Here is a 22,614-nt window from a genome sequence, read left to right on the forward strand (position 1 = left end):
TTTCTACTCCTTCATAAATTCTTGGAGTTTAGCCGAGTTTTGTACTGTGGTTTCTTTTAAATTATATAATTCATCCAGAAATACGGACATGAATGAACCTGGACCAACTGAATTTTCCTCAGCTAACTCTGCTGCTACACCATAACTACTAACGGCTTGGACTGAAGCATTATAATAGTCTTCGCTGACACTTACAAATGCACCGACAACAGCAGTCAACAAACATCCAGTACCAGTTACGTTAGGTAGCATTGCGGAACCATTTTTACACAAGGAGTAGTTTCTTCCATCTGTGATAATGTCTGTTTTTCCGGTTGCGATGACAACAGAACCATATTTTTCCGCAATGTTTGCAGACACCTCTGGTTCCACTACCTCCACTAATGTATCTGTACCTTTCATAAGCGTATTGGTTTCTCCTAAAAAGGAAATTTCACCACTATTTCCTCGGATAACCGAAATCTCAATTTCAGCTAATATCTGTTTAATAGCATTTGTCCGAAATTTTGTTGCACCGATGGCTACGGGATCCAAAATTACCGGAATTCTTTTTTTATTGGCAGCTTTTCCTGCAATAATCATCGCTTTAACTTGTTCTTGTGTACACGTCCCAATATTTAACACAAGAGCGTCCGCATGTGACGCCATTTCTGCTGCCTCTTCTGGTGCATTGGCCATTGCGGGGGATGCACCAAGCGCTAATAAGCCATTTGCTGAAAAATTAGCCACTACTGTATTTGTAATGTTATGTATTAATGGCTTCTGATTTCTAATTTTAGAAAGATAACTCATCTGAAAAATCTCCTTTTTTTATTGGTAATCCTTGCAGTCGATAACCCCAATGATTTGTTGGTCCGTTTCCTTTTCCAAGCTGTAAACTAAATTTAATTGCATCTGCAATAAACTTTTTGGCAATAGTAACGGATTCAGATATAGATCGACCTTTAGCAAGTTCAGCTGCAATTACCGCCGAATACGTACACCCAGTACCGTGAGTATGTTTCGTTGTATAACGAATCGATGAAAACTTGTATAAGGAATCGCCATCATATAAAACATCGATAGGTGCTTCACTAAAATGACCGCCTTTCACAACAGCTGCTTTAGCGCCAAGCTCGATTACTATTTGTTTGGCAGCATTTTCTGCGTCTGTAATAGAATTTATTTTTGTTTGAAGCAATACTTCTGCCTCTGGAATATTAGGTGTTACGACAGTAGCCAATGGAATTAGTTTATCGCTAAGCGTCTGCTTAGCATTTGTATCCATTAAATGATCACCGCTTTTAGCAACCATGACTGGATCAATAACGTATGGAATCGAATACGCATTAATTATTTCTGCTATCATTTCCATCATTTCAGGTGTTGCAATCATGCCTGTTTTAATCACATCCGGTGTAATATCCGACAATACACATTTCATTTGGTTCGCAATAAATGGAACTGGTAAATGCTCGACGCTTTGTACCCCTAATGTGTTTTGGGCGACAACAGATGTTACAACACTCATGCCAAATACTTCACGCTCTTGAAACGTTTTTAAATCAGCTTGGATACCTGCTCCTCCAGTTGGGTCAGTACCTGCAATTGTTAGTGCTGTTGGAATGGAATGTTTCATTGATGAAGAACTCCTTTCACTTTTTATGAAAATCCAAAAGGAGAAATGGTATGTTTTTTCCTTTAAAAGACAAAAAAACCACACCAGAAACTGGAGTGGTTTATGTAGTCATTTAATCATTATTAAATTCAACCGGTCCCCACTTTCCTACGCTAGTATGAGCTAGATCAGGTTCAAAGGGATCAAGGCATTCCTTGTCTCAGCCAAAATGGCACCCCTAGTGGACTTTCATATTTAATTATACATATACTTAAACACGCTTTGTACTGTTTGTCAAACTAAGATGTTGAAGCAATTCTTTTATTTTTCCAGTAACCCAAGAATAAGATCACAGCAGTAAGAGCTACAATAATTGCATACATCACTGGACCATCATGAAGATTGAGTGCCTGCATAATAAACTCGTCTCCTGTGATCATTTCACCAGCTGTCCAGGCAAGAATTCCCGCCCCAATATAGGCAATCCATGCATACTTATCAAGTGCTCGAACAATTAATTTCGAACCAAATATCATAATAGGTATACTTACCGCAACTCCAAGTGCAATCATACCGATATGCCCGTGTGCTGCACCCGCAACTGCTACTACATTGTCAAGGCTCATAACAGCATCAGCCATAATGATGGTCAATACGGCTTTTCCAACGGTACCAGATGATTTAATATCTGTTTCTTCCTGATCGTCAACAAGTACATGATAAGCAATCCATAATAATAGTAATCCGCCAATTAAATGAACGAACGGGACTTGTAATAAATAAACGATAACAACAGCAAATAATATACGTAAAATAACTGCCCCGAAAGTACCAATAAAAATTGCTTTGTTCTGCTGGTGTTTTGGCAACCCTCTAGTAGCCATTGCTATAACAACAGCGTTATCACCAGAAAGTACAATATCAATTGCTATGATTTTTAATAAGGCAATAAACGAATCCTGTGTAAAATCTAGTCCAAGCAAGTCAGTTGCCACCCTTCTCTATGAAACGACTTTTATTATACTATTTTCGATTTAATTGTAAAAGCATATGTGTTTCAAAAAGAAGGTGAGTAGAAGAAATTTTTATGGTGTACTTATGAAGATAATAGATGGAGGTATTTGAAATAAATCTTAAATGGGTTAAATTATCTCCTTTACATTATTCATTCGGTTGTATATTTATTTTATTTTTCCACGTTTCGTAACGAAAAACTTCAAAATGGCCAAAAAATCGTCCATACGTCCTCATCTTAATTGGACCAATCGCATTTGCAAATCAATCACCTCCTTTTTTGAAAACCATTAGTATAGCACAGATACATACGCACAAAATGAGGCTAATTGTATTTCAATCCCACCTTTCCCGTTTCAGTTATCGTGCATTTTCATCCATATGAACAAATGGCAAGTCAGTATCCACTTCCCCTCGAATTCGCTTTGTCGTAATCGTTTCGCCTTGCATCCATTTTGCAAAATCAAAAATGATTGGTTTACGGTCTCCACCTAAAGCAAACCAGGCTTTTAGTTGTTTGGGAAAATATCCAGAAGTATGAATCGTACCTGACCAGTTTTTATATTGATTGGAAAAAACACCTTTGTCTGTATCATTTAACATACGGAAGGCATGATAGGCATCTGTTATTGCACTTTGTTGCGCTTGAATAGACTTCATTCGTTTATATGAATCAGCTAAATGGTGACGGTTTTCATGCTTTAACAACTCAAAATGATTTGTACAAACGTTTGATTTACGTACTTCAATACTTCTTGGTGTAGCTTCTACGACAAACGTTTCTTCATCTTTATCAAGAACAATGTAACTAAATGAGTGTCGATGTGGCATTTCCTTTAACATAGTAATCGCCTCACCAACCGTTGCACAGCTTTCTAAGATAATTCTACCTATCATATTACAAATAAATCCGTCTCCAGGCTTTTTTCGATGCATAAAATTGTAACCAAGGACAAGACCTTTTTCATTCATACCATCCATGCGGCCAGTAATACGCTGCGAGGGTCCAATAATCGCATAACCTTGATCAGTCGGCTGGAAAACAGTGTAACGACCTTCATACGTTTTTGGATGGTAATCATAATTACGAATCATATAATCAGTCCCAGTAAAAATTGAACAGCCGCTTCGTGTATATTCTAAACGATACCCACCAAAATCCTGAAGTACATCCTCCATCGACCATTCCAATGCGTCCTGTAAACCAATCAGCTCGCCCCACACTCCTGGTGCATACGTAGTGATTGCACTTTTTACTTCATTTATGTCAATAGCGAAGCGTGGTCTTCTTATCCGCCATTGTTTTTTCCTGTTCTTGATCGTTAATGAATCCTTTAATAGTTTCCCTTGTTTGTATCCGAAATCATAATGAGTTCCTCTAAACTGAATGATATCACTATAAATTTTTTTCAAACGTAACTCCCCCTTCTCTGCTCTGAGCGAGCCCTAAAGTGCGTGTAGTATTTTCCCGTAGCGGTCGCAAAAAACCAAACGAGATTTTAAATTATGTCGCAGTTTCTGTAGAATTTTCCTTTTTAAATACAATCTTAATCGAAATTGTTTCATAGTGAAACCAATTAGATTTATTAAACGTATTAACAAGCAGACGTAATTGAAACATTATACTTTTAGGAGCTGAAATCATGACAGGAATTTTAACGACAACTATCCTATCTTTTATACTGTATTTTGTTTTAGCAGCAATAATTGTTGCAAAAAACAACAAGAATAGGAAAACCACTTTAAAAACAGCTGTTATATTATTTGTACTGCTTTTTATCGTAGGTGGAGTTATTAACTATATTCTATTAATCCCTATAACTGTTCCAAACATGGTAATAGCAAATATTGCTATCGCAGTCATTGGTATCTTTTTGTTATACGGTATCACCTCAGCAACAGAGAAGAAGAAAAAAACAGGTGCATACGAAGCGGCTTTAGGATTAATTATTCTTTTAGGTATAATAGCTATCCCAGGTCTATTTATTCTAGGAATTACAACACTAGATAATACCTATGAATCTATCAACAAACACGAAGTTAAAGAAGCGAAGCCATTGAATAAAGATGATACTCCAATAACTGTCTCACCGGAATACGCACGAAACAAAGTACAGAAATCGATGAGTGTTGTACCGAATACACAGTTTTACGATTTGGGTAAATTACAGGTGCAAAAGATTGACGGTGAAGTTGTTTTTGTAGCACCCGTCGAATTCACAGGATTTTGGAAGTATTTTCGTGGTAAAGAAACAGAAGGATATTTCACAATTTCCGCAACAGATGCTAACGCACAGCCTGATTTTATCGAAAACAAAATGAAACATACAAATTCAAGTTATTTTAATCATAATATTGAGAGAACAATTTATACAAAATACCCAAACTATATTCAAAGTGGTGAAGCTCAAATTGAGGTCGACGAAGAAGGGAAGCCTTGGTATGTCCAAACATTGTATAAACCAATTGGATTAACCAACAAACCAGATATGGACAGCATGAGAGTTGCCGTTGTCGACCCTGTAACAAGTGAAACAAAATCATATGATATTGATAAAGCACCAGCGTTTATCGACGGATCATTAAGTTCAGAAATGGCTACTGACCAAAACAAATACTATGGTAAATATGTTCATGGATGGCTTAATTCATTATTTGGCAAAAAAGATGTAAAAATCCCAAATGAATCTGGAACCGAAAGTAGTGTTACACCAATATTTGATGAAAATGGTGACATGTACTACTTTACCGATATGGCTTCACCAAAAGAAAACATTGATTCCGCATTAGGCTATACATTAATTAATGCACGTACAGGTGAACTTACCTACTTTAATAGCAAGAAAAATAGCGGAATAATGGACAGTAAAGGTGCAAAAGAAATTGTAAATAAAGAATTCCCAGAGAAAAACTGGGAGGGCTCAATGCCAATACTTTACAATATTGACGGCAATCCAACGTGGGTTGTAAATGTCCTTGATCCAAACGGTTTGTTTAAAAAATATGCTTACATTAAAGCTTCCGATGCGGATTTTGTAGTATTTGGAGATTCTGCAAGAGAAGCCCTTGAGGCGTATCGATTACAGCTAGCACAAGATCCAAGTAATGTATCTGCTACTGGAGAATCTGAACTTGAAAAGATATCCGGTGAAGTAAATCGTGTATTAGTTACAACACAAAAAAATGGACAGCAAGTCGTTCAATTTCTATTAAAAGATGACAAAACGATTTATACCATTAATGCCGGAAAAGCACCATTAGCCCTTTTCCTTCAGTCAGGAGATAATGTAGAACTGGAAGCAAATATCCGAGATAATGGTACAGGAATTGTTGATACGATTTCAATTAAAGGTTTAACAGAGTAAACAAAATCACCCTAAAAGTAGATTCTTTTAGGGTGATTTCTTTATTTGCCTGCTTCTATCTCGTCGACCAAAAGCGAAAGCTCTGTCCATCGATCCATTTTTGCTTCTAATTTTTCCTCTACCTGTTGTTGCTCCTTAAACAAATCCTGAACCTTGCCAATATCGCTTCCCGCATTAGCAATTTTCATTTGGATTTCTTCCAGCTTCGTTTCTAACTCAGTTATCTCATCCTCTATCCCATTCCATTCTTTTTGCTCGTTATAGGATAGCTTCTTCTTTTTGACAGTCTTACTGTTTTTTTCTTTTACTGGAATTTGTTTTGCTTGTTCCTGAACTATGCTAGTTTCTAAGTAATCACTATAGTCCCCATTAAAATGTTCAATTTTCCCATTCGCTGAAAAGACAAACATATGATCAACAACACGATCCAAAAAATAACGATCATGTGAAACGGTAATGACAACGCCTGGGAATTGATCTAAATAATCCTCCAGTACACTTAATGTTTGTGTGTCTAAATCATTTGTCGGCTCATCCAAAAATAACACGTTCGGTTCGGTCATTAATACTTTCAACAAATACAGACGACGTTTTTCTCCACCAGAAAGTCTTCCAATATATGTCCATTGTTCCGCACGCGAAAATAAAAATCGCTCCAGCATTTGTTCTGCAGTAATCGTTTCATCATCCTTTGTGTAAATCACCTCAGCAACTTCTTTAATATATTCGATGATTCTCATGCTGTCATCCAGCTCTTCATCACCTTGTGTGTAATAGCCAATTTTTACAGTTTCACCGATTTCAATCGATCCTTGATCAGGTGCAATACGTTTTGCCATTAGATTTAATAGTGTTGATTTCCCAGAACCATTTGGACCAATCACGCCAACACGATCACCAGGCACAACCAAATAATTAAAATCATGTATCAACTGCTTATCTCCATACGATTTTTCAATGTTTTGAAGTTCAATTACTTTTTTACCTAATCTGGTAGATCCGACTTGAAACTCTACATGCTGTTTTTTTGTATCAAAACTTTTCTCTTTCATTTCATGAACACGGTCAATTCTCGCCTTTTGCTTTGTGGAACGCGCTTTTGCTCCCCGCTTTAACCATGCAAGTTCACGCTTTAGTGTATTTTGATGTTTTTGTTCAAGGCTAGATTCCAATGCTTCTCGTTCTGCCTTTTTTTCAAGGAACAATTCATAATTACCTTCATACGTATAAAGATTACCTTTGTCTAATTCAAAAATACGATTGGTTACTCTGTTTAGAAAGTACCGATCATGTGTAACGAGTAAAAGCGCCCCTTTATAGGTTACTAAAAATTTCTCAAGCCATTCGACCGTTTCATTATCGAGATGGTTTGTTGGTTCATCTAAAATTAATAAATCAGCAGGCTGTATTAATGCTTTAGCAATAGCTACACGCTTTTTTTGTCCACCAGAAAGTTCGGTGACTTTTTTATCAAAATCGGTAATGCCAAGCTTTGTTAGAACAGTTTTTGCAGCGGTGTTTGCTTCCCACGCCTCATACTGATCCATTAGTTGTTGCATTTTGAGAACGTGGTTCTGAGCACCCTCATCATTTGAATTATGTTGCAGGTTCTGAATTGCACGCTCATAATCACGCATTACTTTCATAATCTTTGCCTCACCGTAATAAATCTGCTCAATAACAGTCAAGTTAGCATCGAGTTCTGGTTCCTGTGCAAGATATTCGATTTGATAGTCTTTTGAATGTTTAATGGTACCTTTTTCAGCCGAATCAATCCCGGCAATCGTTTTTAAAAAGCTAGATTTTCCAGTACCATTAACTCCAATTAAGCCAATACGATCGTGCTGTGCAATTGCACATGACACATCATTAAACAAGACCTTTTCACCATATGATTTATATAAATTTTCTACTGTAAGCATATGTTTTCCTTCCTAACTAAAGCTAATATCTATCTATTTTCTATTGTAAGGGAATATCAAATAGGGTTAAAAAGAATGTATCTGGGGCAAATGTAGCTGACTCGCGCGATAAATTGAATCGCACGAGTCCTAATTAGTTTGTTTTATTCTTATTCTTTATAATTAGTTTTATAAAAATAACAATTAGAAACAATAACCATGATGTAACAACATAAAATATTATTTTACTAACCTCATCCATTTTAGAAAAAAAGAATGCCATTCCAGTCCAAATAACTGCAATTGCTAGTATTTGATATAATAGAAATTTAATTTCAATCTCCTCCAGATACAAATAATCTATCAATAGTTTATCGTATCAGTAGATTATTTACCATCATAAAAGATGAGGAAACAGCTAATTTCAACTGTTTCCTTCCGTCTTTATGCCTCAATACGCTTCACAAGATTTGCCATTTCAACAGCTGCAACAGCTGCCTCTGCACCTTTATTGCCAGCTTTTGTACCTGCCCTCTCGATTGCTTGTTCAATTGTCTCCGTTGTTAACACCCCAAAAATTACTGGTTTATCAGAATGAAGTGAAGCACTTGAAACTCCTTTTGCCGCTTCATTACATACATAATCAAAGTGTGGTGTTGAACCACGAATAACAGTTCCTAGCGCAATAACTGCATCGTAATCCTTCCTAGCCATTTTTTGCGCTACTAATGGTATTTCAAATGCTCCTGGTACCCAAGCAACATCAATATTATCTTCATGAACACCGTGTCTTTTTAACGTGTTTACTGCCCCATTTAATAATTTACTCGTGATAAATTCATTAAAACGTGCAACAACAATTGCTACTTTTAATTCTGTTCCTACTAAATTTCCTTCAAATATATTTCCCATCTGTTCTATCTCCTTTATAAACATCCTCTTTATTTATGAAAATTAAATATATGACCCATTTTATCTAATTTCGTATACATGTATTTTTCGTTTTCTTTTCGCATATCTGTTTGGAGTGGTACACGTGCTTGAATACTTATATCATAAGGTTCTAACCCAGTCATCTTTGCAGGATTGTTCGTCAGTAAATCAATCTTTTTCACACCTAGATCTAATAGAATTTGTGCGCTTAAATCATATTCACGTAAATCTGGAGCAAACCCCAATTGTTCATTCGCTTCCACTGTGTCAAATCCAGCATCTTGGAGCTTATATGCCCGTAATTTATTTATTAATCCAATCCCACGGCCTTCTTGTCGCATATATACGATTACACCATTTCCAGCTTCATTAATTTTCTTTAGTGCTTCATGTAATTGAGGTCCACAATCACATCTATGTGAACCAAAGACATCACCCGTTAAACATTCTGAATGGATCCGAGTTAGCATTGATTTGTCCGGATCAATTTCACCTTTAACCAAAGCAATATGTTCTTTATCATCGAGATCGTTAGAATAGCCAATAACTTTAAACGTACCAAACTCTGTTGGTAAAACTGTTTCAACCTCGCGTTTAACATGCTTTTCATGTTTTTTGCGAAAATCAATTAATTCCTCAATTGTAATCATTTTGAGGTCGAATTCTTCTGCCATTTTGGTTAGATCCGGTACACGAGCCATTGTTCCATCTTCCTTAATAATTTCACAGATTACCCCCGATGGAAATGCTCCAACTAATTTAGCTAAATCAACAGAAGCCTCTGTATGTCCTGGACGAGTTAAGACGCCTCCAGTTTTTGCGACTAATGGAAACACGTGTCCAGGTTGTTTGAAATCTTCTGCCTTAGCATCTGGATGTAATAATGCCTGGATTGTTTTCGAGCGTTCCTCGGCACTAATACCAGTTCTCGTTTCTATATGATCTATACTTACCGTAAAAGCGGTCCCAAATGGGTCCGTGCTTTGACCTGTCATCATTGGAAGGCGAATTTTCTGAGCAATATTCTCTTGGATAGTCGTACAAACTAATCCTTTTCCATGTGTAATCATAAAATTGATTACTTCTGGTGTTGCCTTATTTGATAAGGCGACAAGATCGCCTTCATTTTCTCTATTTTCATCATCCACTACGATGATTGGTTTCCCTTGCTTTAAATCAACAATTGCTTCATCGATTGTATGGAACATCTTCTCCACTTCCTTTACTAAACTCCATTTATCTATAAAAACGCTTGATTAATTCCATCTTTATGGTGGGTAAATTGATGATTCATTATGTTTTTAACATGTTTGGCAAGCAAGTCACATTCGATATTGACGATGGCCCCCTTGCCCTTTTCACCTAAAATAGTTTCCGAAACGGTGTGTGGAATAAGTGATATTGTGAAGATGTTCTCATTCACATCAAAAATTGTTAGACTAATTCCATCAACTGCAACAGAACCTTTTTCTAATAGAAATGGACTAAGCTCTTCAGAAATTTCTATTTCATAATAAATTGCATTTTCGCGGCTTTCTTTTGTTACAATTTCCCCGGTTCCATCAACATGACCCGATACAAAATGACCGCCAAACCTTCCATTGGCAGGCATTGACCGCTCTAAATTCACCATCGATTCAACCTTTAATGATGCGAGTGAAGTAGATTTAATTGTTTCTGGCATAACGTCTACTTGAAAATCAGCTGATGAATAATTTGTTACCGTTAAACAGATTCCATTTACAGCAATACTGTCACCGACATTCACATCTTCTAAGACCTTTGACGCACCAATCGTCAACTGAATTGCCTGATCCGACACTTTCTGCATTTTCTTAATTGTACCTATCTCTTCAATTATTCCTGTAAACATCTCCATCATCCTTTCGCGGTATCGCTATAATCTTGATGTCCTTACTTATCATTTCAACCTGTTTTATATCAAACGCTAATGTTTCAGCCATTGATTGTAATCCCTTACCGGCAAAAGCTGTTGGTGCTGTTTTGCCACCAATTAATTTTGGTGCCATATAGAGAATCAGTTGGTTTATATGATTTCCTTCCAACAATGAACCGTTAACCTCCGAACCACCTTCAACAAATAAGGACATAACCCCTTTATTGCCTAAGAATTTCAATACTTTATCAATATTTATTTGCTTATCATCCATTTGAATTATCTTTACACGATCTTTCTCTATAAAAGATCCAATACGCTGTTCAGTAACATTTTTCCCAATAAAAATCCAAGTATCCGCTTCATGATCCGTGATAACATTAGCATGCAATGGCGTTCTCAGATGAGTATCTAAAATCACACGTAAAGAATTTTTTCCACCATTCGGAAGCCGGGTAGTCAGACTTGGATTATCCGCAATTACTGTATTGACACCAACTAGAATGGCATCATTTTTGTGACGGTAATGATGCACATCCAAACGCGCTTCTTCATCTGTAATCCATTTACTATCACCATGTACTGTCGCTGTCTTTCCATCTAAACTAACCGCTGATTTTACAGTTACATAAGGGGTTTTCGTTTTTGTATAGTGGAAAAAAACTTCATTTACTTGTTCGGCATCTGATTGCAAAATGCCTAACGATACTTCAATTCCAGCATCACGAAGCTTTTCAACCCCTCGACCAGCAACTTTTTCGTTTGGATCTGATACAGCAACTACAGCGCGCTTTATACCCTTCTCGATAATTAAATCTGCACATGGCGGTGTTTTCCCAAAATGACTGCACGGCTCAAGGGTCACGTAAATTGTTGCATCCTGTGCCTTCTCCCCCGCCATTTGTAATGCATGAACCTCAGCATGAGCTTCACCGGCTCTTAAATGAGCGCCAAAGCCTATTATTTCACCATTCTTAACTACAACAGCTCCAACTGGTGGATTGGGGTTTGTTTGGCCAGAGACTTGTTTAGCTAAATTTAGTGCAAATTTCATATAATCTTCATCATTCAAATAGAGACCCTCCCTTTTTAAAGGTAAATTAAGTACAGATTTCCGCTTTATCAACTCTGCACCCTGATTGGGCAAAGAGCAGTCCACACATCACTATACGGATGCTTCCACTATTTTCTAAATAAAAAACCTCTGAATCAGCTTCAGAGGTTTAAGGGCAGAATTTTAAATTAGCAAGCATATATACGTAAATAAAGCCTTGTAAAAAAACGATATTCAAATAACCATTTGCTTATCATCTTACAAACATGCTTGCTACCTAAAAATTCCTTCTCCCATCCAGACTATAACTGTCGGCTCTGGAGTTACACCAGATCCACCGCGTGGCTTAATACCGCACGGGTCACGGACTAAGAAGTTTACACTTCATCACCGCCGATTGGGAATTTCACCCGACCCCGAAGGAAATTGTGATATGAAATTGTATATTCTTTATAACTTAAATAAAATAATATCGCAACTATAAACTCTTACGTATTTTATTTTAAATTATAATTTGTGATTAATCCCCATACTCGTATGACAATCATACAGCGTGACCTGCCCCTAACAGAAAACAAGTCATGCTGTTACACTATATTGCTATTTCTTTATTTACAGTTTCTTAAAAACATCTGTATTAACTTCCCATGAAAATCCTTTGAAATACCCTATCCAATCAATTCCTGTAAACTGACCACTTATAATAAAGGTACCTATAAACAAAAACATAAAAAAACTTATATACAAATAACACTCAAGTGATTCTTTCCAGTATGGTTTATTTTTTTGTTTCATAATTTTGTCTCTCCCGCTTTCCACGTATTATTTTCCACGATAAATAAACCTTCTAATTACTATAGAAAGCTTTTTGAATCAAGTTTTAAACCATTTCTTATGAAAATAATACATTGCAGGAGAGATAATTCGATTGATACTTCTCGACATCTATAAAACCAGCAGATTCTGTTGTATTTCGAACAAAACTAAATTGGTAGGGAATAGATGCAGTTGGATAATACAACTTTTTAACAGATGGAATGATTGGAATTGCTTTGTGTTCGTCATGATTTGGTAAGGTTGAAGGACCAGTTATATGGGCAGCATCTACATCCGAAATAAAACCAGCAGAAGAAATAGTTGGTTCATTAACATGGCTTATGTTGATTTGAGAAATTAAATGAAGTGGTTGACTCAGAACCAAGAGACTAAATACTATAAATAGCACTAAGTTACATAATTTCTTCTTTTTCAACTCTCCCCACTCCTATCATAACAATAAATTACCAATCATTATTATTTTATCATGTTTTTGAAACCCTTCAAACACTATAAATTTCTTAAACTAAAATAGGAGAGGTGCATCCAATGTAGAATCTATGAAGCAAAGAATTTTGCTCAAATGGAATGATCACGAAAATCAAACGTTGAATTTATCCATGAAAGTAATAATTACATGAAACCATGGCGAATTAAAAGCAAAATGGTAATTATATGTAGGATATTAGAACTCAGCAAAAACTACTATTTTTCGACACCCGTACTCCCTATTATTAATTAGATATTAATTTTCTCGATACATTCATACCACATATTTACACCAATTTAATCTCGGTTCCCAAAATTAGAAATTGGCTAACTATTTCACAACTAATCTACTATTTTTAAAACTAGTATTTTAAATTACCATAATAGTTGAAAGTCAAAATAATTTTCAAGGAGGAGAATCATGAAGAAAAAGGTATGGGTTTTGGTAACTATTTGTGTACTGGCTGTGGGTAGCTTAATTGGGATGAATGGAACAGACCTGAGTGCGGACAGTGGAAAAGCAAAAGCAAAATCATACAATAACAGCAAGGTTAAAAATGTAATTGTAATGATTGGTGATGGTATGGGTCCTTCTTATACTTCTGCATACCGTTATATGAAAGATGATCCCCGAACAACACAAAAGGAAAAGACAATTTTTGACGAACATTTTGTAGGAATGGCAACAACCCATCCTGATGACAAGGAAGAAAATGTAACCGATTCAGCTGCTGCTGCGACATCTATGGCAGCTGGAATAAAAACATATAATGGAGCTATCTCTGTCGATAATGATAGAAAACCAGTCGGAACTGTGCTAGAAGCGGCAAAAGAAAACGGTAAAGCAACTGGTCTGGTTGCAACATCGCAAGTTAACCATGCGACACCAGCTGCTTTTGGAGCGCATGATGTTTCACGTAATAATTATAATGATATTGCTGACGATTACTTTGACGACATGATTAACGGAGAACACAAGGTTGATATTATACTAGGTGGCGGAACAAATTACTTTGACCGTGATGACCGTAATCTTATAAAAGACTTTAAACAAGACGGCTACAATTATGTAACTTCAAAAGAAGAAATGCGAGCAAGTGAAAGTAACCAGTTACTAGGATTATTTGCACCAGTTGGTCTTCCAAAAGCAATTGATCGTGACGAATCTACTCCTTCCTTAGAAGAAATGACGACGACAGCTTTAGAACAGCTAAGTAAGGATAAAGACGGATTTTTCCTAATGGTTGAGGGTAGTCAAATCGATTGGGCTGGACATGCCAATGATTCTGTCGGTGCAATGAGTGAAATGGAAGACTTTGCAAGGGCTTTTGAAGCAGTCATTGAGTTTGCTAAAAATGATAAACATACACAAGTAGTATTAACTGCTGACCATTCAACTGGCGGATTTTCAATCGGCCGTGATGGTGAATATAATATGAATCCCAAAGCGATTAAAGCTACCAGCCGTACTCCAGAATTCATGGCTCAAGAAATCATGGACGGAGCTTCTGTTGAGGATGTTTTAGCTAAATATGTGGAATTTGAGTTCACAGAAGAAGAGCTTACATCCATCAAGGAGGCAAAGGCAACTAATGATGTTGACACTTTATACAGTGCAATTTCTGAAGTGTTTAACGACCGTGCGGGTATAGGATTCACGACTGGCGGACACACCGGAGTTGATGTACCCGTTTATGCATATGGACCAAAAAGTGAGGTATTCTCTGGCTTGATTGATAATACAGATATCGCTAATGAAGTATTTGAGTTTTTGAAGTAGTATTTAAAAGGGGGACATCTCAATGAGGTGTTACCCTTTTTTGTTTTACCATAAGAATATTTGCTATACTAAGAATAAATATCTGTCAAGTTAAAAGGAGTATACCATAAATGACATTACCAAAAGGGATAAACAATTGTATTACAGATATTCAAGGTATAAAAGTTGGTCATATCACCTTATATGAGAAAATAAGTGAAGAAGATACAATATGTACTGGTGTAACAGCCATTCTCCCCCATGAAGGAAATCTGTTCAACGAAAAAACACGTGCAGCAAGCAATGTTATAAATGGATATGGAAAAACTGGTGGACTTGTACAAATTGAAGAGCTTGGATTAATAGAATCACCTATTATGCTGACAAATACATTTAGCATTGGCCCTGTCATGCAAGGAACTCTAGACTATATGCTCGAAGAAAATAAAGAGATTGGTGATTCCACGAGTACAATTAATATTGTAGTAGGTGAGTGTAATGATAGTTATTTGAACTCGATACGTCACCAAGCTATAAAACGTGAACATGCCGTACAGGCGATCAAAAATGCAAAGAATGCGCCTGTTGAAGAAGGTGCAGTTGGTGCTGGAAAAGGTATGGTCTGTTTCGGTTATAAAGGTGGGATAGGAACAGCATCACGAGTTGTTTCTGTTAATGATGAAAACTATACGGTTGGCTGTCTTGTTTTAAGTAATTTTGGTAAACGTGAGGATGCACTATTTGCAAATTGGGATAAAAAGAAACTAGATACGCCAGATGGTTCAATCATGATGATTATTGCTACAGATGCCCCTCTTTATGATCGACAACTAAAGCGACTTGCAAAGAGATGTGCTGCTGGATTAGGTCGGACTGGTAGTCATATTGATAACGGAAGCGGAGATATTGCAATTGCCTTTTCAACCGCAAATCGCTATACCCATGCCACTGTTTCAACCATGGTATCAGTGACATATATACGTGACGACCATCCAGTTATGAATAAACTTTTCCAAGCAGTTATTGAATCGACTGAAGAAGCGATTATTAACTCGTTGAAAAAAGCTGAGTCAACGGAAGGTCGGAAAGGTCGGGTTGTGGAAAAGGCACCATTGCCAGATATGAAATGATATGTAGAAGAGGCTAACTATTGACTTTATATAGTAGCCTCTTTAAATTTTTTTCCTATTTTGATTTAACTAAAAATGACTTCGGTACTGGTGCTTCAAAACGCAATAACTTTCCTGTAATAGGATGCGTAAACACCAACACTTTTGCATGCAATCCGAGCCGGCCAATTGCATTACCTGTTGAACCATATTTTTTATCGCCAACAACTGGATGTCCTAAATCTTGCATATGGACACGAATTTGATTTTTACGTCCTGTTTCAAGCTGTACTTCTAATAAGGAAAAGCTATTATTAGATTGAATGACTTTAAAATGTGTAATGGCATGCTGTCCATCATTTTTAGTTGGGCTTGAGTATACCAAGTGTGTACTACTCTCTTTTAACCAAGATGATATATAACCTTTTGATTTCTTAACTTCCCCTTCCACAAGTGCAACATAAGTTCGTTCCTTCACTTTTTCCTTCCAAGCATTTTGTAACATACGTTTAACCTTTTCACTTTTAGCAAACATCATTACACCCGAAGTATCTTTGTCCAAGCGATGAACGACGAATATTCGATTTTCCGGTCCTTCTAAACGTACATGGTCCATTAGTTGATGATGTGCTGTTCGAATCTTCTCTTTTTGAGTTGCGATGGAAAGTAAACCAGCTTCTTTATTAATGACAATAATATCTTCGTCTTCGTATAAAATGGTCATACCAACTAACTGACTTTCTTTAATTGCAGCTTTATTTTTTAAAATAGTAACCGTTTGTCCTGGCTGTAAGGCATAGTTATGCTTAGTCTCAATATGATCATCAATCGTAACTTGTCCTCGAGTAAGAATGGATTTTACTGAGTTTCGACTGCGATTGGACATTGCCTTTAATAAAAACGGAAGTAATTCACTTGGTTCTTTAACATTATACTTAAGTGTTTTGTTTTGATCCTTATGGTTGGATTTCATTGTTTTGCTCCTCAACTATTTAATCTTCATCCTTAACATCGATGTCCTCTGGGATTGGTTCGCTAAGATATTCCTCAATCATTTTTCTATATTTCTCAACTTGATCAAAATGTGTTGTGAATTGTTCTTTATTTATAAGATACTGTTCACCATCATGAACCGTCCGAATACGGCTTTGCAAGATTAATGCTTTTATTTTTGATTCATTTACTGATAAATATTCTGCTGTTTCTTTTATTGTAAGGTACAATGTATTGTTGTTCCTTTCTCTTGAGGGCATTTAGTACATTATAAAGGAAATGCTCATTATTGAATAGGAATGACTATTAAATAATGAGCTTTGAACAACCCTCTAAAACCGGCTGCAATTCCACAATGGTTAATCTCAATTCTTTTGCTTCCTTCTCTTTTACCCTAATAATACTTGGGTTTTTCATATTATCTAAAAAAACGGTTAGAATAAATAAATGGAGAAGTTAATTTGACATCGAGGGATAGTAATGGAATTGCAATTGATTGAAGTGATCGCACCTGAGAATTTTAAATATCAAAATGATTTATTAAACAAATTTTCATACACGTCGTACTGGGCATCTCGTGAAAATAATGAACTACATATCCGGATTCTAGTTGAAAAACAAAATGCTGAAAAAATCTTGAATTACTTGGAGAAAGCAGCTTCTGATGTAAACAGCCAATTTGACGCTTTACTCTATTCTGTAAAAGCATATATCCCCAGTAAATATCATGAAAAAAATACGCCCGATGATGATAAACAACAATTTGAACGAGCAAGCAGACATGAATTATATTCTGTTGTTCAAACCTCAAGTAAAATTGACAGTAGTTTTTCTTGGTTTACCGTTTTTGCAGCACTAGTCGCTACAGTTGGCGTTATTCAAAACAGCCCAGGTCTAGTATTAGGAGCAAATATTATCGATCCTTCAATCAGACCAATTATGGGAGTTTCATTTTCTTCTGTTCTCGGTGAAAAAAAGATAATTCGTCAATCTATTATTACTGCAATATCTGGACTATTAATTCCAGTCACAATCGCTGCCTTATTCGGATATTTATTCCCTCTTCCGATTAATAGTAGTGAGTTTCTTGCGCAAACAAATGTACATATTTTAGATATAATTGTGGCCGTTTCAGCCGGTGCTGCTGGTGCCTTATCTTTTGTTAAACGATCACAAGGCCAATTAGTAGGCGTAATGATATCTTTAGCTGTTTTACCTCCAGCCGTTGTTCTTGGAATGATGGTTGGTTCTTCTCAATGGCAATCAGCTATACAACCTTTGTTGTTATTAGTAATTAATATTAATTCCATCCTTTTATCCGCTATAATCGTATTTTGGTTAAGTGGGATTAAACCAGTAAAATGGAAGGATATTCAAGATGCAAACACATCACGAGTTAACTCTTTGCTATTTACTGGTGTAATTTGTCTTATATTGATCATTACTGTTGTGCTTATACGGTTTTAGTTTAGGTTTAGACATTTTCTTCTTTCTCAGATTAAACAACATCTCCATCTTTGCCAATGCCCACTGTAACGCCATTCCTTGAACAGCAATCCCTATTATGGATATACCTGTTAAAGTCCAAGTTGCTACTTGATTCTCAATTATAAAAACTTCGTGTCCAAAAAACAATAAATAGCCAAATACAACAAACAAAGCATCATAATAAGTTTGTATGGAACCTTCTACATTCCAAATAAATAGAGATTCAGCAATTAATATAACGAAAAGTATAGATCCTATTAAACTCATAGATTGAAAAGAAAGTTTTTTAATATAGGGTGAAATATAGTATTTTGTAATCGTCTTAATTCGGAATAAGTATATGATACGTACGATTCTGGCAACCTGGAAGAACTGGTCAAATGGAATAATTGCAATTACGAGAAATGGATTTTGCTTTATGAAGATCCACTTTTCCTTAGATATGGCTAATCGGACGACAAAGTCTACAAAAAACACTCCCCACACAATCCAATTTATTGTTGAATTGTATGTGTTTTCACTCCAGAGCGTAATAATTGTAAGCATGACAAGAAGTATCATAATACCCTCGTATATAATTTTCATTATTTGCTGCATACTATCCCTCTTTTGATCATCTCTTATTCTATTATATAAAAAATGCGTGCAAGTGTTTATTGATAAGGCTCTTTTTGTAACCTTTGTTGTTTGTTGTTATTTAACCTCATAGTTTCAGTAAACTGCGACGTAACTAAATGCTTGGACAGCCGTTCCGGAAATTAACTTCGCTTTCCACGGGCTCGCGATGAGCCTCCTCGGAAGAAACCCACTTCATGTGGGGTCTCATCGTCTTCGCTTTGCCGCAGGAGTCTACATGTATTTCCTCCACTGGTGTTGTGTTTATGAACCATTAGATGGAATAGCAATTTATTATAAAAGAACACATTATACCACCCACTAGTCCGAGTGAGCGGAGGGCGGTGACTCCTGCTCAGAACAGCACGTGTCCGAAGACCCCGCAGAGTGGTTTTCTCTTCGGAGGCTGAGGCCGTGCCCGGGAAAGCATCTGCCCGAAGCGATCCCGGACGGCGGAGCGAGAATTGCATGTGATCATTCCACCAATTACGTCGCGTTTTATGTTTTGTATTGAAAATAACCATAGATAAAAATAAAAATCAGGATTTCTGAATAGAGAAATCCTGATTTTTATTTTATATAGCTATTTTACAAGAACATCATGATATTCCGGTGTTTTTTCCATCTTATGTTTAGCATATGAACATTCGGGGATAATTTTCTTCCCCTCTTCCCTTGCATAATTCACTACTTTTTCTACAAGCTTTCCAGCAACACCATCCCCGCGAAGCTCATCCGAAACAAAAGTATGGTCAACAATTATGTTTTGATCTTCATCTGAAACAAATGTAATTTCTGCTATAGGATTTTTTTCATTTTCCCCAACGAAAAATTTGTTTTCACCTTTTTTAATCGTAATCATCTTTTTCCTCCTAGCAATTAATTAAAAACAGGTAATGTAACAATAATCATGGTTAGAAATAAGATTGCTAAATAGTTCAATGAAAACACAAAATTAATCCGTGCCCACTTCACATCGTTTTTCATAATGAAACCACTTAAACCAACTACTATCCAAATAACATTAAGGATGGTAGCAATTACTACAAAGGTTGTACCAAGTGATGTTAAATAAAATGGTAATGGAAGCAAGCAGGCTATATATACAACTGTTTGACGCTTTGTTAACTCAAAACCATGAACAACTGGAAGCATTGGAACTCCTGCTGCTTTGTATTCATCATACCGTTTCATTGCAATCGAAAACGTATGTGGTATTTGCCAGATAAACAGGATGATAAATAACATGATTGGAACGACATGAAACGCTGAATCTATTGCTGCCCACCCAATTAGTGGTGTAACTGCACCAGAAACGCTTCCAATTATTGTATTAAGTGTATATCTACGCTTTGACCAGAATGTATATAAAACTACATAAGTAAACCATCCTACCAATGCGTATAGACTTGCTTCCACTGTTGTAAACAACAGTAAAATAAAACCAAGTAAGGTTGATACTATTCCCATAAACAGAATCACGTTAAGCGAAAAATTCCCCGTAACAGTTGGACGCTTTTTAGTCCGTAACATGACGGTATCCAGGTCAACCTCATACCAGTTATTCAGTATAAGTGCACCAGCCATGACGAATGTACTCCCAACTATTGTTAGCAAAAATACGTCCCAATACTCGTTAAATGAAGAATCGGTAAAATAAAGCGCCAACCAAAAACCTGTAAAAACTGGTAGAACATTAGCGATTAAAACAATACCTTTTAAAAGTTCTTTTAGATCAAAGAAAATGGAAGTAGCATGCTGTTCGTCTATCTCTCTAATCGATTTATTCTCTTTCATTTCATATCTTTCCCTTCAAGACTGGTGCAAAAATTCTATGCAAAGAAACTTATATTCCCCCTTTATTGTAATGGTTTTACTAAAAATAATTAAGTAATATGGATTAATACGTTTAAATGGATTTTGACTTATCTTTTGATTGAATTTAGACAAACTAAACATGGAGGAGGTTTTTTAAATGACTAAGAAGCGTAAGAGTAAACACAAAAGTAAAGAGGAAATAAATGCTTTACGGTCAGGAACGAAAGGCGGCAAGAAATTACACGGACCAAACCGCCCTTCTACATAAGGCCGGAAATAAAATAAAGCTACATGTCTTTCCTTTTAGGATTCATGTAGCTTTATTTATGGTCAAAGATAATATTATAATTAATGCAAACCCATACTGGAGGTGCCAATGAGATGCAAAAACTTCGGTTTGAATCATCATGGGATAAGACAATATCCACGAAAGATCGGAATCAAATTGAGCAAGTTTTTTCAGATACACAATGTGCAGTAAATGAACCTATTTATTTTTCATCATTGTGGCAAGCGATAAATCATAAAAACCAATTATTAGTAACGGTACTTATACATAACACTAGCCAGAAGAACCTTTCTTTCCAAAACACTAAAATGCGATATTTAGAGAACAATGAAATAGTAGTGGAGTATTCATTTACGCTTCCATTATTATTCGTTGAACCACATACAAGTATGCCGTGGACATTTATTTTTCCTGTTGAAAGCCTATGTCATAAACCAAAGTTAAAAAACGGAAAGTTAGATATAGTGTACAAGCTTTAGAATTCCATATAACTAATAAAAAATGATAAGAAATCAATGATTAGAGTAAAGATAATTTTCCGTCGTTGCATAAGGAAAAGGACTAAAACCTAACATGTTTTAGCCCTATTATTTACCTTTATTACGAAAAATTTATTCTTCAAATCTCCCATGCAGGGTTCCAAACTACTTCCCACAAATGACCATTAGGATCTTGAAAGTGTCCGGAGTACCCACCCCAAAAGGTGTCGTGTGCAGGATCCGTTAAAGTAGCTCCCGCTTTTTCAGCCTGTTCCATTACCTTATCAACTTCTTCTTTACTTTCTACATTATGTCCAATAGTAAATTCAGTGGGGCTTGAAGGAGTTTGCTCGATCTTTGCCTCATGAGCTATATCCTCGCGTTTCCAAATGGCAAGTTTTAAACCTGCTTGTAAATCAAAGAAAGCAACAGCTCCATGATCAAATTCTTTTCCAACGATACCATCTGTCGGCAAACCCAATCCATCCCGATAAAATTCCAATGCTTTCTCCAAATCATCTACACCTAATGTAATTACAGTGATTCGTGGATTCATAATCGTGAAACCTCTAATCTTCTCTTATTTTTGGATACTTTATTTTCTTTTCGACCGCATTCCTTTTAAAATAGAAATATTGTCCATCGTGAGAAACTCATTATATGCCTTACTTTTAACGTCATATATTGCAATTTTCCCTTCATCATCATAATGTATTCCCCAACCATATTTTTTTACTAATGGAGAAGCTCTAAAACATGCTTTTGGTTTTATAAAAAACTGTTCACGGAGTTCATCTAAATTATTTGATACGATGTAATTCTTTATTAAATAAGTTTTAAATTGTACATCTTCTTGTGTATATTTATAAGGATTATTCTTTATTAATTCATATTCGGTAGAAGCAATGGTAGGTTTATTATTTCTTAGTACCGGTACAATAGCAGCATTAACATTTGAATCCTCAGAAATCGTAATAAAGGTGTTCTTATAACTCATA

The 22,614-nt window shown here is 36.0% G+C and carries 23 protein-coding genes and 2 riboswitches; of the genes, 5 read left to right on the forward strand and 18 right to left on the reverse strand.

Annotated features, from left to right (window positions below; translation table 11 throughout):
• Positions 1-3 precede the first annotated feature (3 nt).
• From thiM to CS937_RS06645, 4 genes are all read right to left on the reverse strand, one after another.
• Complete coding sequence (gene thiM / locus CS937_RS06630; RefSeq protein ID WP_099157645.1) at positions 4-792, reverse strand: hydroxyethylthiazole kinase; 789 nt, start codon at positions 790-792, stop codon at positions 4-6.
• Complete coding sequence (thiD, locus tag CS937_RS06635; protein ID WP_099157646.1) at positions 776-1,618, reverse strand: bifunctional hydroxymethylpyrimidine kinase/phosphomethylpyrimidine kinase; 843 nt, start codon at positions 1,616-1,618, stop codon at positions 776-778. The genes thiM and thiD overlap by 17 nt, the downstream gene beginning before the upstream one ends.
• A 127-nt stretch (positions 1,619-1,745) precedes the next feature.
• Positions 1,746-1,847, reverse strand: a riboswitch (TPP riboswitch).
• 49 nt (positions 1,848-1,896) lie between these two features.
• Positions 1,897-2,580 (reverse strand): TerC family protein, encoded by a 684-nt coding sequence (locus CS937_RS06640; protein WP_099157647.1) that lies wholly within the window; start codon positions 2,578-2,580, stop codon positions 1,897-1,899.
• Between the two features lie 391 nt (positions 2,581-2,971).
• Entirely contained in the window at positions 2,972-4,024 is a 1,053-nt protein-coding gene (locus CS937_RS06645) for a C45 family autoproteolytic acyltransferase/hydrolase (protein ID WP_099157648.1), read from the reverse strand.
• Between the two features lie 230 nt (positions 4,025-4,254).
• Here CS937_RS06645 and CS937_RS06650 point away from each other — a divergent pair, with 230 nt between their 5' ends.
• Positions 4,255-5,976, forward strand: a complete 1,722-nt coding sequence (locus CS937_RS06650) for an ECF transporter S component (RefSeq protein WP_099157649.1) — start codon at positions 4,255-4,257, stop codon at positions 5,974-5,976.
• A gap of 41 nt (positions 5,977-6,017) precedes the next feature.
• Here the strand turns inward: CS937_RS06650 and CS937_RS06655 are convergent, their stop codons facing one another.
• The 7 genes from CS937_RS06655 to CS937_RS06690 all read right to left on the reverse strand — a co-directional run bounded on the left by CS937_RS06655 (position 6,018) and on the right by CS937_RS06690 (position 13,013).
• A complete protein-coding gene (locus tag CS937_RS06655; RefSeq protein WP_099157650.1) occupies positions 6,018-7,898 on the reverse strand; it encodes an ABC-F family ATP-binding cassette domain-containing protein in 1,881 nt (626 codons plus the stop codon).
• Positions 7,899-8,321: 423 nt separating this feature from the next.
• On the reverse strand, positions 8,322-8,789 hold the full coding sequence (gene ribH, locus CS937_RS06665; RefSeq protein WP_099157651.1) for a 6,7-dimethyl-8-ribityllumazine synthase: 468 nt from the start codon (positions 8,787-8,789) through the stop codon (positions 8,322-8,324).
• A 29-nt stretch (positions 8,790-8,818) separates the two neighbouring features.
• Positions 8,819-10,018, reverse strand: a complete 1,200-nt coding sequence (locus CS937_RS06670; protein WP_099157652.1) for a bifunctional 3,4-dihydroxy-2-butanone-4-phosphate synthase/GTP cyclohydrolase II — start codon at positions 10,016-10,018, stop codon at positions 8,819-8,821.
• A gap of 32 nt (positions 10,019-10,050) precedes the next feature.
• Entirely contained in the window at positions 10,051-10,683 is a 633-nt protein-coding gene (gene ribE, locus CS937_RS06675; RefSeq protein ID WP_099157653.1) for a riboflavin synthase, read from the reverse strand.
• The gene (gene ribD, locus CS937_RS06680; RefSeq protein WP_141554332.1) at positions 10,664-11,779 is read right to left on the reverse strand and encodes a bifunctional diaminohydroxyphosphoribosylaminopyrimidine deaminase/5-amino-6-(5-phosphoribosylamino)uracil reductase RibD; all 1,116 of its coding nucleotides are present in this window, start codon (positions 11,777-11,779) and stop codon (positions 10,664-10,666) included. The genes ribE and ribD overlap by 20 nt, the downstream gene beginning before the upstream one ends.
• A 263-nt stretch (positions 11,780-12,042) precedes the next feature.
• A riboswitch (FMN riboswitch) is annotated at positions 12,043-12,189 on the reverse strand.
• 184 nt (positions 12,190-12,373) lie between these two features.
• Positions 12,374-12,556: a hypothetical protein gene (locus CS937_RS06685; protein ID WP_099157654.1), complete on the reverse strand. Its 183-nt coding sequence runs from the start codon at positions 12,554-12,556 to the stop codon at positions 12,374-12,376.
• Positions 12,557-12,653: 97 nt separating this feature from the next.
• Positions 12,654-13,013, reverse strand: a complete 360-nt coding sequence (locus CS937_RS06690; RefSeq protein ID WP_099157655.1) for a hypothetical protein — start codon at positions 13,011-13,013, stop codon at positions 12,654-12,656.
• A gap of 474 nt (positions 13,014-13,487) precedes the next feature.
• Between CS937_RS06690 and CS937_RS06695 the strand changes: the two genes are divergently transcribed.
• Positions 13,488-14,846 carry an alkaline phosphatase gene (locus tag CS937_RS06695; RefSeq protein WP_099157656.1) on the forward strand — a complete coding sequence of 453 codons (1,359 nt, stop codon included), beginning with the start codon at positions 13,488-13,490 and terminating at the stop codon, positions 14,844-14,846.
• 110 nt (positions 14,847-14,956) lie between these two features.
• Positions 14,957-15,955 (forward strand): DmpA family aminopeptidase, encoded by a 999-nt coding sequence (locus CS937_RS06700; RefSeq protein WP_099157657.1) that lies wholly within the window; start codon positions 14,957-14,959, stop codon positions 15,953-15,955.
• 55 nt (positions 15,956-16,010) lie between these two features.
• On the opposite strand, the gene CS937_RS06705 is transcribed toward CS937_RS06700, so the two are convergent.
• Complete coding sequence (locus tag CS937_RS06705; RefSeq protein ID WP_099157658.1) at positions 16,011-16,907, reverse strand: RluA family pseudouridine synthase; 897 nt, start codon at positions 16,905-16,907, stop codon at positions 16,011-16,013.
• Between the two features lie 19 nt (positions 16,908-16,926).
• The gene (locus CS937_RS06710; RefSeq protein ID WP_099157659.1) at positions 16,927-17,157 is read right to left on the reverse strand and encodes an excisionase family DNA-binding protein; all 231 of its coding nucleotides are present in this window, start codon (positions 17,155-17,157) and stop codon (positions 16,927-16,929) included.
• Between the two features lie 250 nt (positions 17,158-17,407).
• On the opposite strand from CS937_RS06710, the gene CS937_RS06715 reads away from it, so the two are divergent.
• Complete coding sequence (locus tag CS937_RS06715; protein WP_099157660.1) at positions 17,408-18,394, forward strand: TIGR00341 family protein; 987 nt, start codon at positions 17,408-17,410, stop codon at positions 18,392-18,394.
• On the opposite strand, the gene CS937_RS06720 is transcribed toward CS937_RS06715, so the two are convergent.
• The 3 genes from CS937_RS06720 to cyoE all read right to left on the reverse strand — a co-directional run bounded on the left by CS937_RS06720 (position 18,335) and on the right by cyoE (position 20,827).
• Entirely contained in the window at positions 18,335-19,012 is a 678-nt protein-coding gene (locus CS937_RS06720) for a transporter (protein ID WP_245835708.1), read from the reverse strand. The genes CS937_RS06715 and CS937_RS06720 overlap by 60 nt on opposite strands.
• A gap of 601 nt (positions 19,013-19,613) precedes the next feature.
• Positions 19,614-19,892 (reverse strand): GNAT family N-acetyltransferase, encoded by a 279-nt coding sequence (locus CS937_RS06725; RefSeq protein ID WP_099157661.1) that lies wholly within the window; start codon positions 19,890-19,892, stop codon positions 19,614-19,616.
• 17 nt (positions 19,893-19,909) lie between these two features.
• Positions 19,910-20,827, reverse strand: coding sequence for a heme o synthase (gene cyoE / locus CS937_RS06730; RefSeq protein WP_099157662.1), 918 nt, complete (start codon positions 20,825-20,827; stop codon positions 19,910-19,912).
• Positions 20,828-21,229: 402 nt separating this feature from the next.
• Here cyoE and CS937_RS06735 point away from each other — a divergent pair, with 402 nt between their 5' ends.
• A complete protein-coding gene (locus tag CS937_RS06735; protein WP_176555770.1) occupies positions 21,230-21,616 on the forward strand; it encodes an SLAP domain-containing protein in 387 nt (128 codons plus the stop codon).
• Between the two features lie 139 nt (positions 21,617-21,755).
• Here CS937_RS06735 and CS937_RS06740 read toward each other — a convergent pair whose 3' ends face one another.
• Positions 21,756-22,172, reverse strand: a complete 417-nt coding sequence (locus CS937_RS06740) for a VOC family protein (protein ID WP_099157664.1) — start codon at positions 22,170-22,172, stop codon at positions 21,756-21,758.
• A 39-nt stretch (positions 22,173-22,211) separates the two neighbouring features.
• Positions 22,212-22,613 (reverse strand): DUF6157 family protein, encoded by a 402-nt coding sequence (locus tag CS937_RS06745; RefSeq protein ID WP_099157665.1) that lies wholly within the window; start codon positions 22,611-22,613, stop codon positions 22,212-22,214.
• Between the last annotated feature and the right edge of the window lies 1 nt (position 22,614).

Source organism: Virgibacillus ndiopensis (genome assembly GCF_900187325.1).
In the GTDB taxonomy this organism is placed as follows: Bacteria; Bacillota; Bacilli; order Bacillales; family Amphibacillaceae; genus Virgibacillus_E; species Virgibacillus_E ndiopensis.

Bases quoted from the DNA above. Each gene is read 5' to 3' on its own strand.
- CS937_RS06695 (WP_099157656.1), top strand. From the start codon at position 13,488: ATGAAGAAAAAGGTATGGGTTTTGGTAACTATTTGTGTACTGGCTGTG.
- CS937_RS06735 (WP_176555770.1), top strand. From the start codon at position 21,230: ATGCAAAAACTTCGGTTTGAATCATCATGGGATAAGACAATATCCACG.
- CS937_RS06700 (WP_099157657.1), top strand. From the start codon at position 14,957: ATGACATTACCAAAAGGGATAAACAATTGTATTACAGATATTCAAGGT.
- thiD (WP_099157646.1), bottom strand. From the start codon at position 1,618: ATGAAACATTCCATTCCAACAGCACTAACAATTGCAGGTACTGACCCA.
- CS937_RS06650 (WP_099157649.1), top strand. From the start codon at position 4,255: ATGACAGGAATTTTAACGACAACTATCCTATCTTTTATACTGTATTTT.
- CS937_RS06685 (WP_099157654.1), bottom strand. From the start codon at position 12,556: ATGAAACAAAAAAATAAACCATACTGGAAAGAATCACTTGAGTGTTAT.
- CS937_RS06670 (WP_099157652.1), bottom strand. From the start codon at position 10,018: ATGTTCCATACAATCGATGAAGCAATTGTTGATTTAAAGCAAGGGAAA.
- thiM (WP_099157645.1), bottom strand. From the start codon at position 792: ATGAGTTATCTTTCTAAAATTAGAAATCAGAAGCCATTAATACATAAC.
- ribH (WP_099157651.1), bottom strand. From the start codon at position 8,789: ATGGGAAATATATTTGAAGGAAATTTAGTAGGAACAGAATTAAAAGTA.
- CS937_RS06715 (WP_099157660.1), top strand. From the start codon at position 17,408: ATGGAATTGCAATTGATTGAAGTGATCGCACCTGAGAATTTTAAATAT.
- CS937_RS06740 (WP_099157664.1), bottom strand. From the start codon at position 22,172: ATGAATCCACGAATCACTGTAATTACATTAGGTGTAGATGATTTGGAG.
- ribE (WP_099157653.1), bottom strand. From the start codon at position 10,683: ATGTTTACAGGAATAATTGAAGAGATAGGTACAATTAAGAAAATGCAG.
- CS937_RS06745 (WP_099157665.1), bottom strand. From the start codon at position 22,613: ATGAGTTATAAGAACACCTTTATTACGATTTCTGAGGATTCAAATGTT.
- CS937_RS06655 (WP_099157650.1), bottom strand. From the start codon at position 7,898: ATGCTTACAGTAGAAAATTTATATAAATCATATGGTGAAAAGGTCTTG.
- CS937_RS06705 (WP_099157658.1), bottom strand. From the start codon at position 16,907: ATGAAATCCAACCATAAGGATCAAAACAAAACACTTAAGTATAATGTT.
- CS937_RS06725 (WP_099157661.1), bottom strand. From the start codon at position 19,892: ATGATTACGATTAAAAAAGGTGAAAACAAATTTTTCGTTGGGGAAAAT.
- cyoE (WP_099157662.1), bottom strand. From the start codon at position 20,827: ATGAAAGAGAATAAATCGATTAGAGAGATAGACGAACAGCATGCTACT.
- CS937_RS06720 (WP_245835708.1), bottom strand. From the start codon at position 19,012: ATGCAGCAAATAATGAAAATTATATACGAGGGTATTATGATACTTCTT.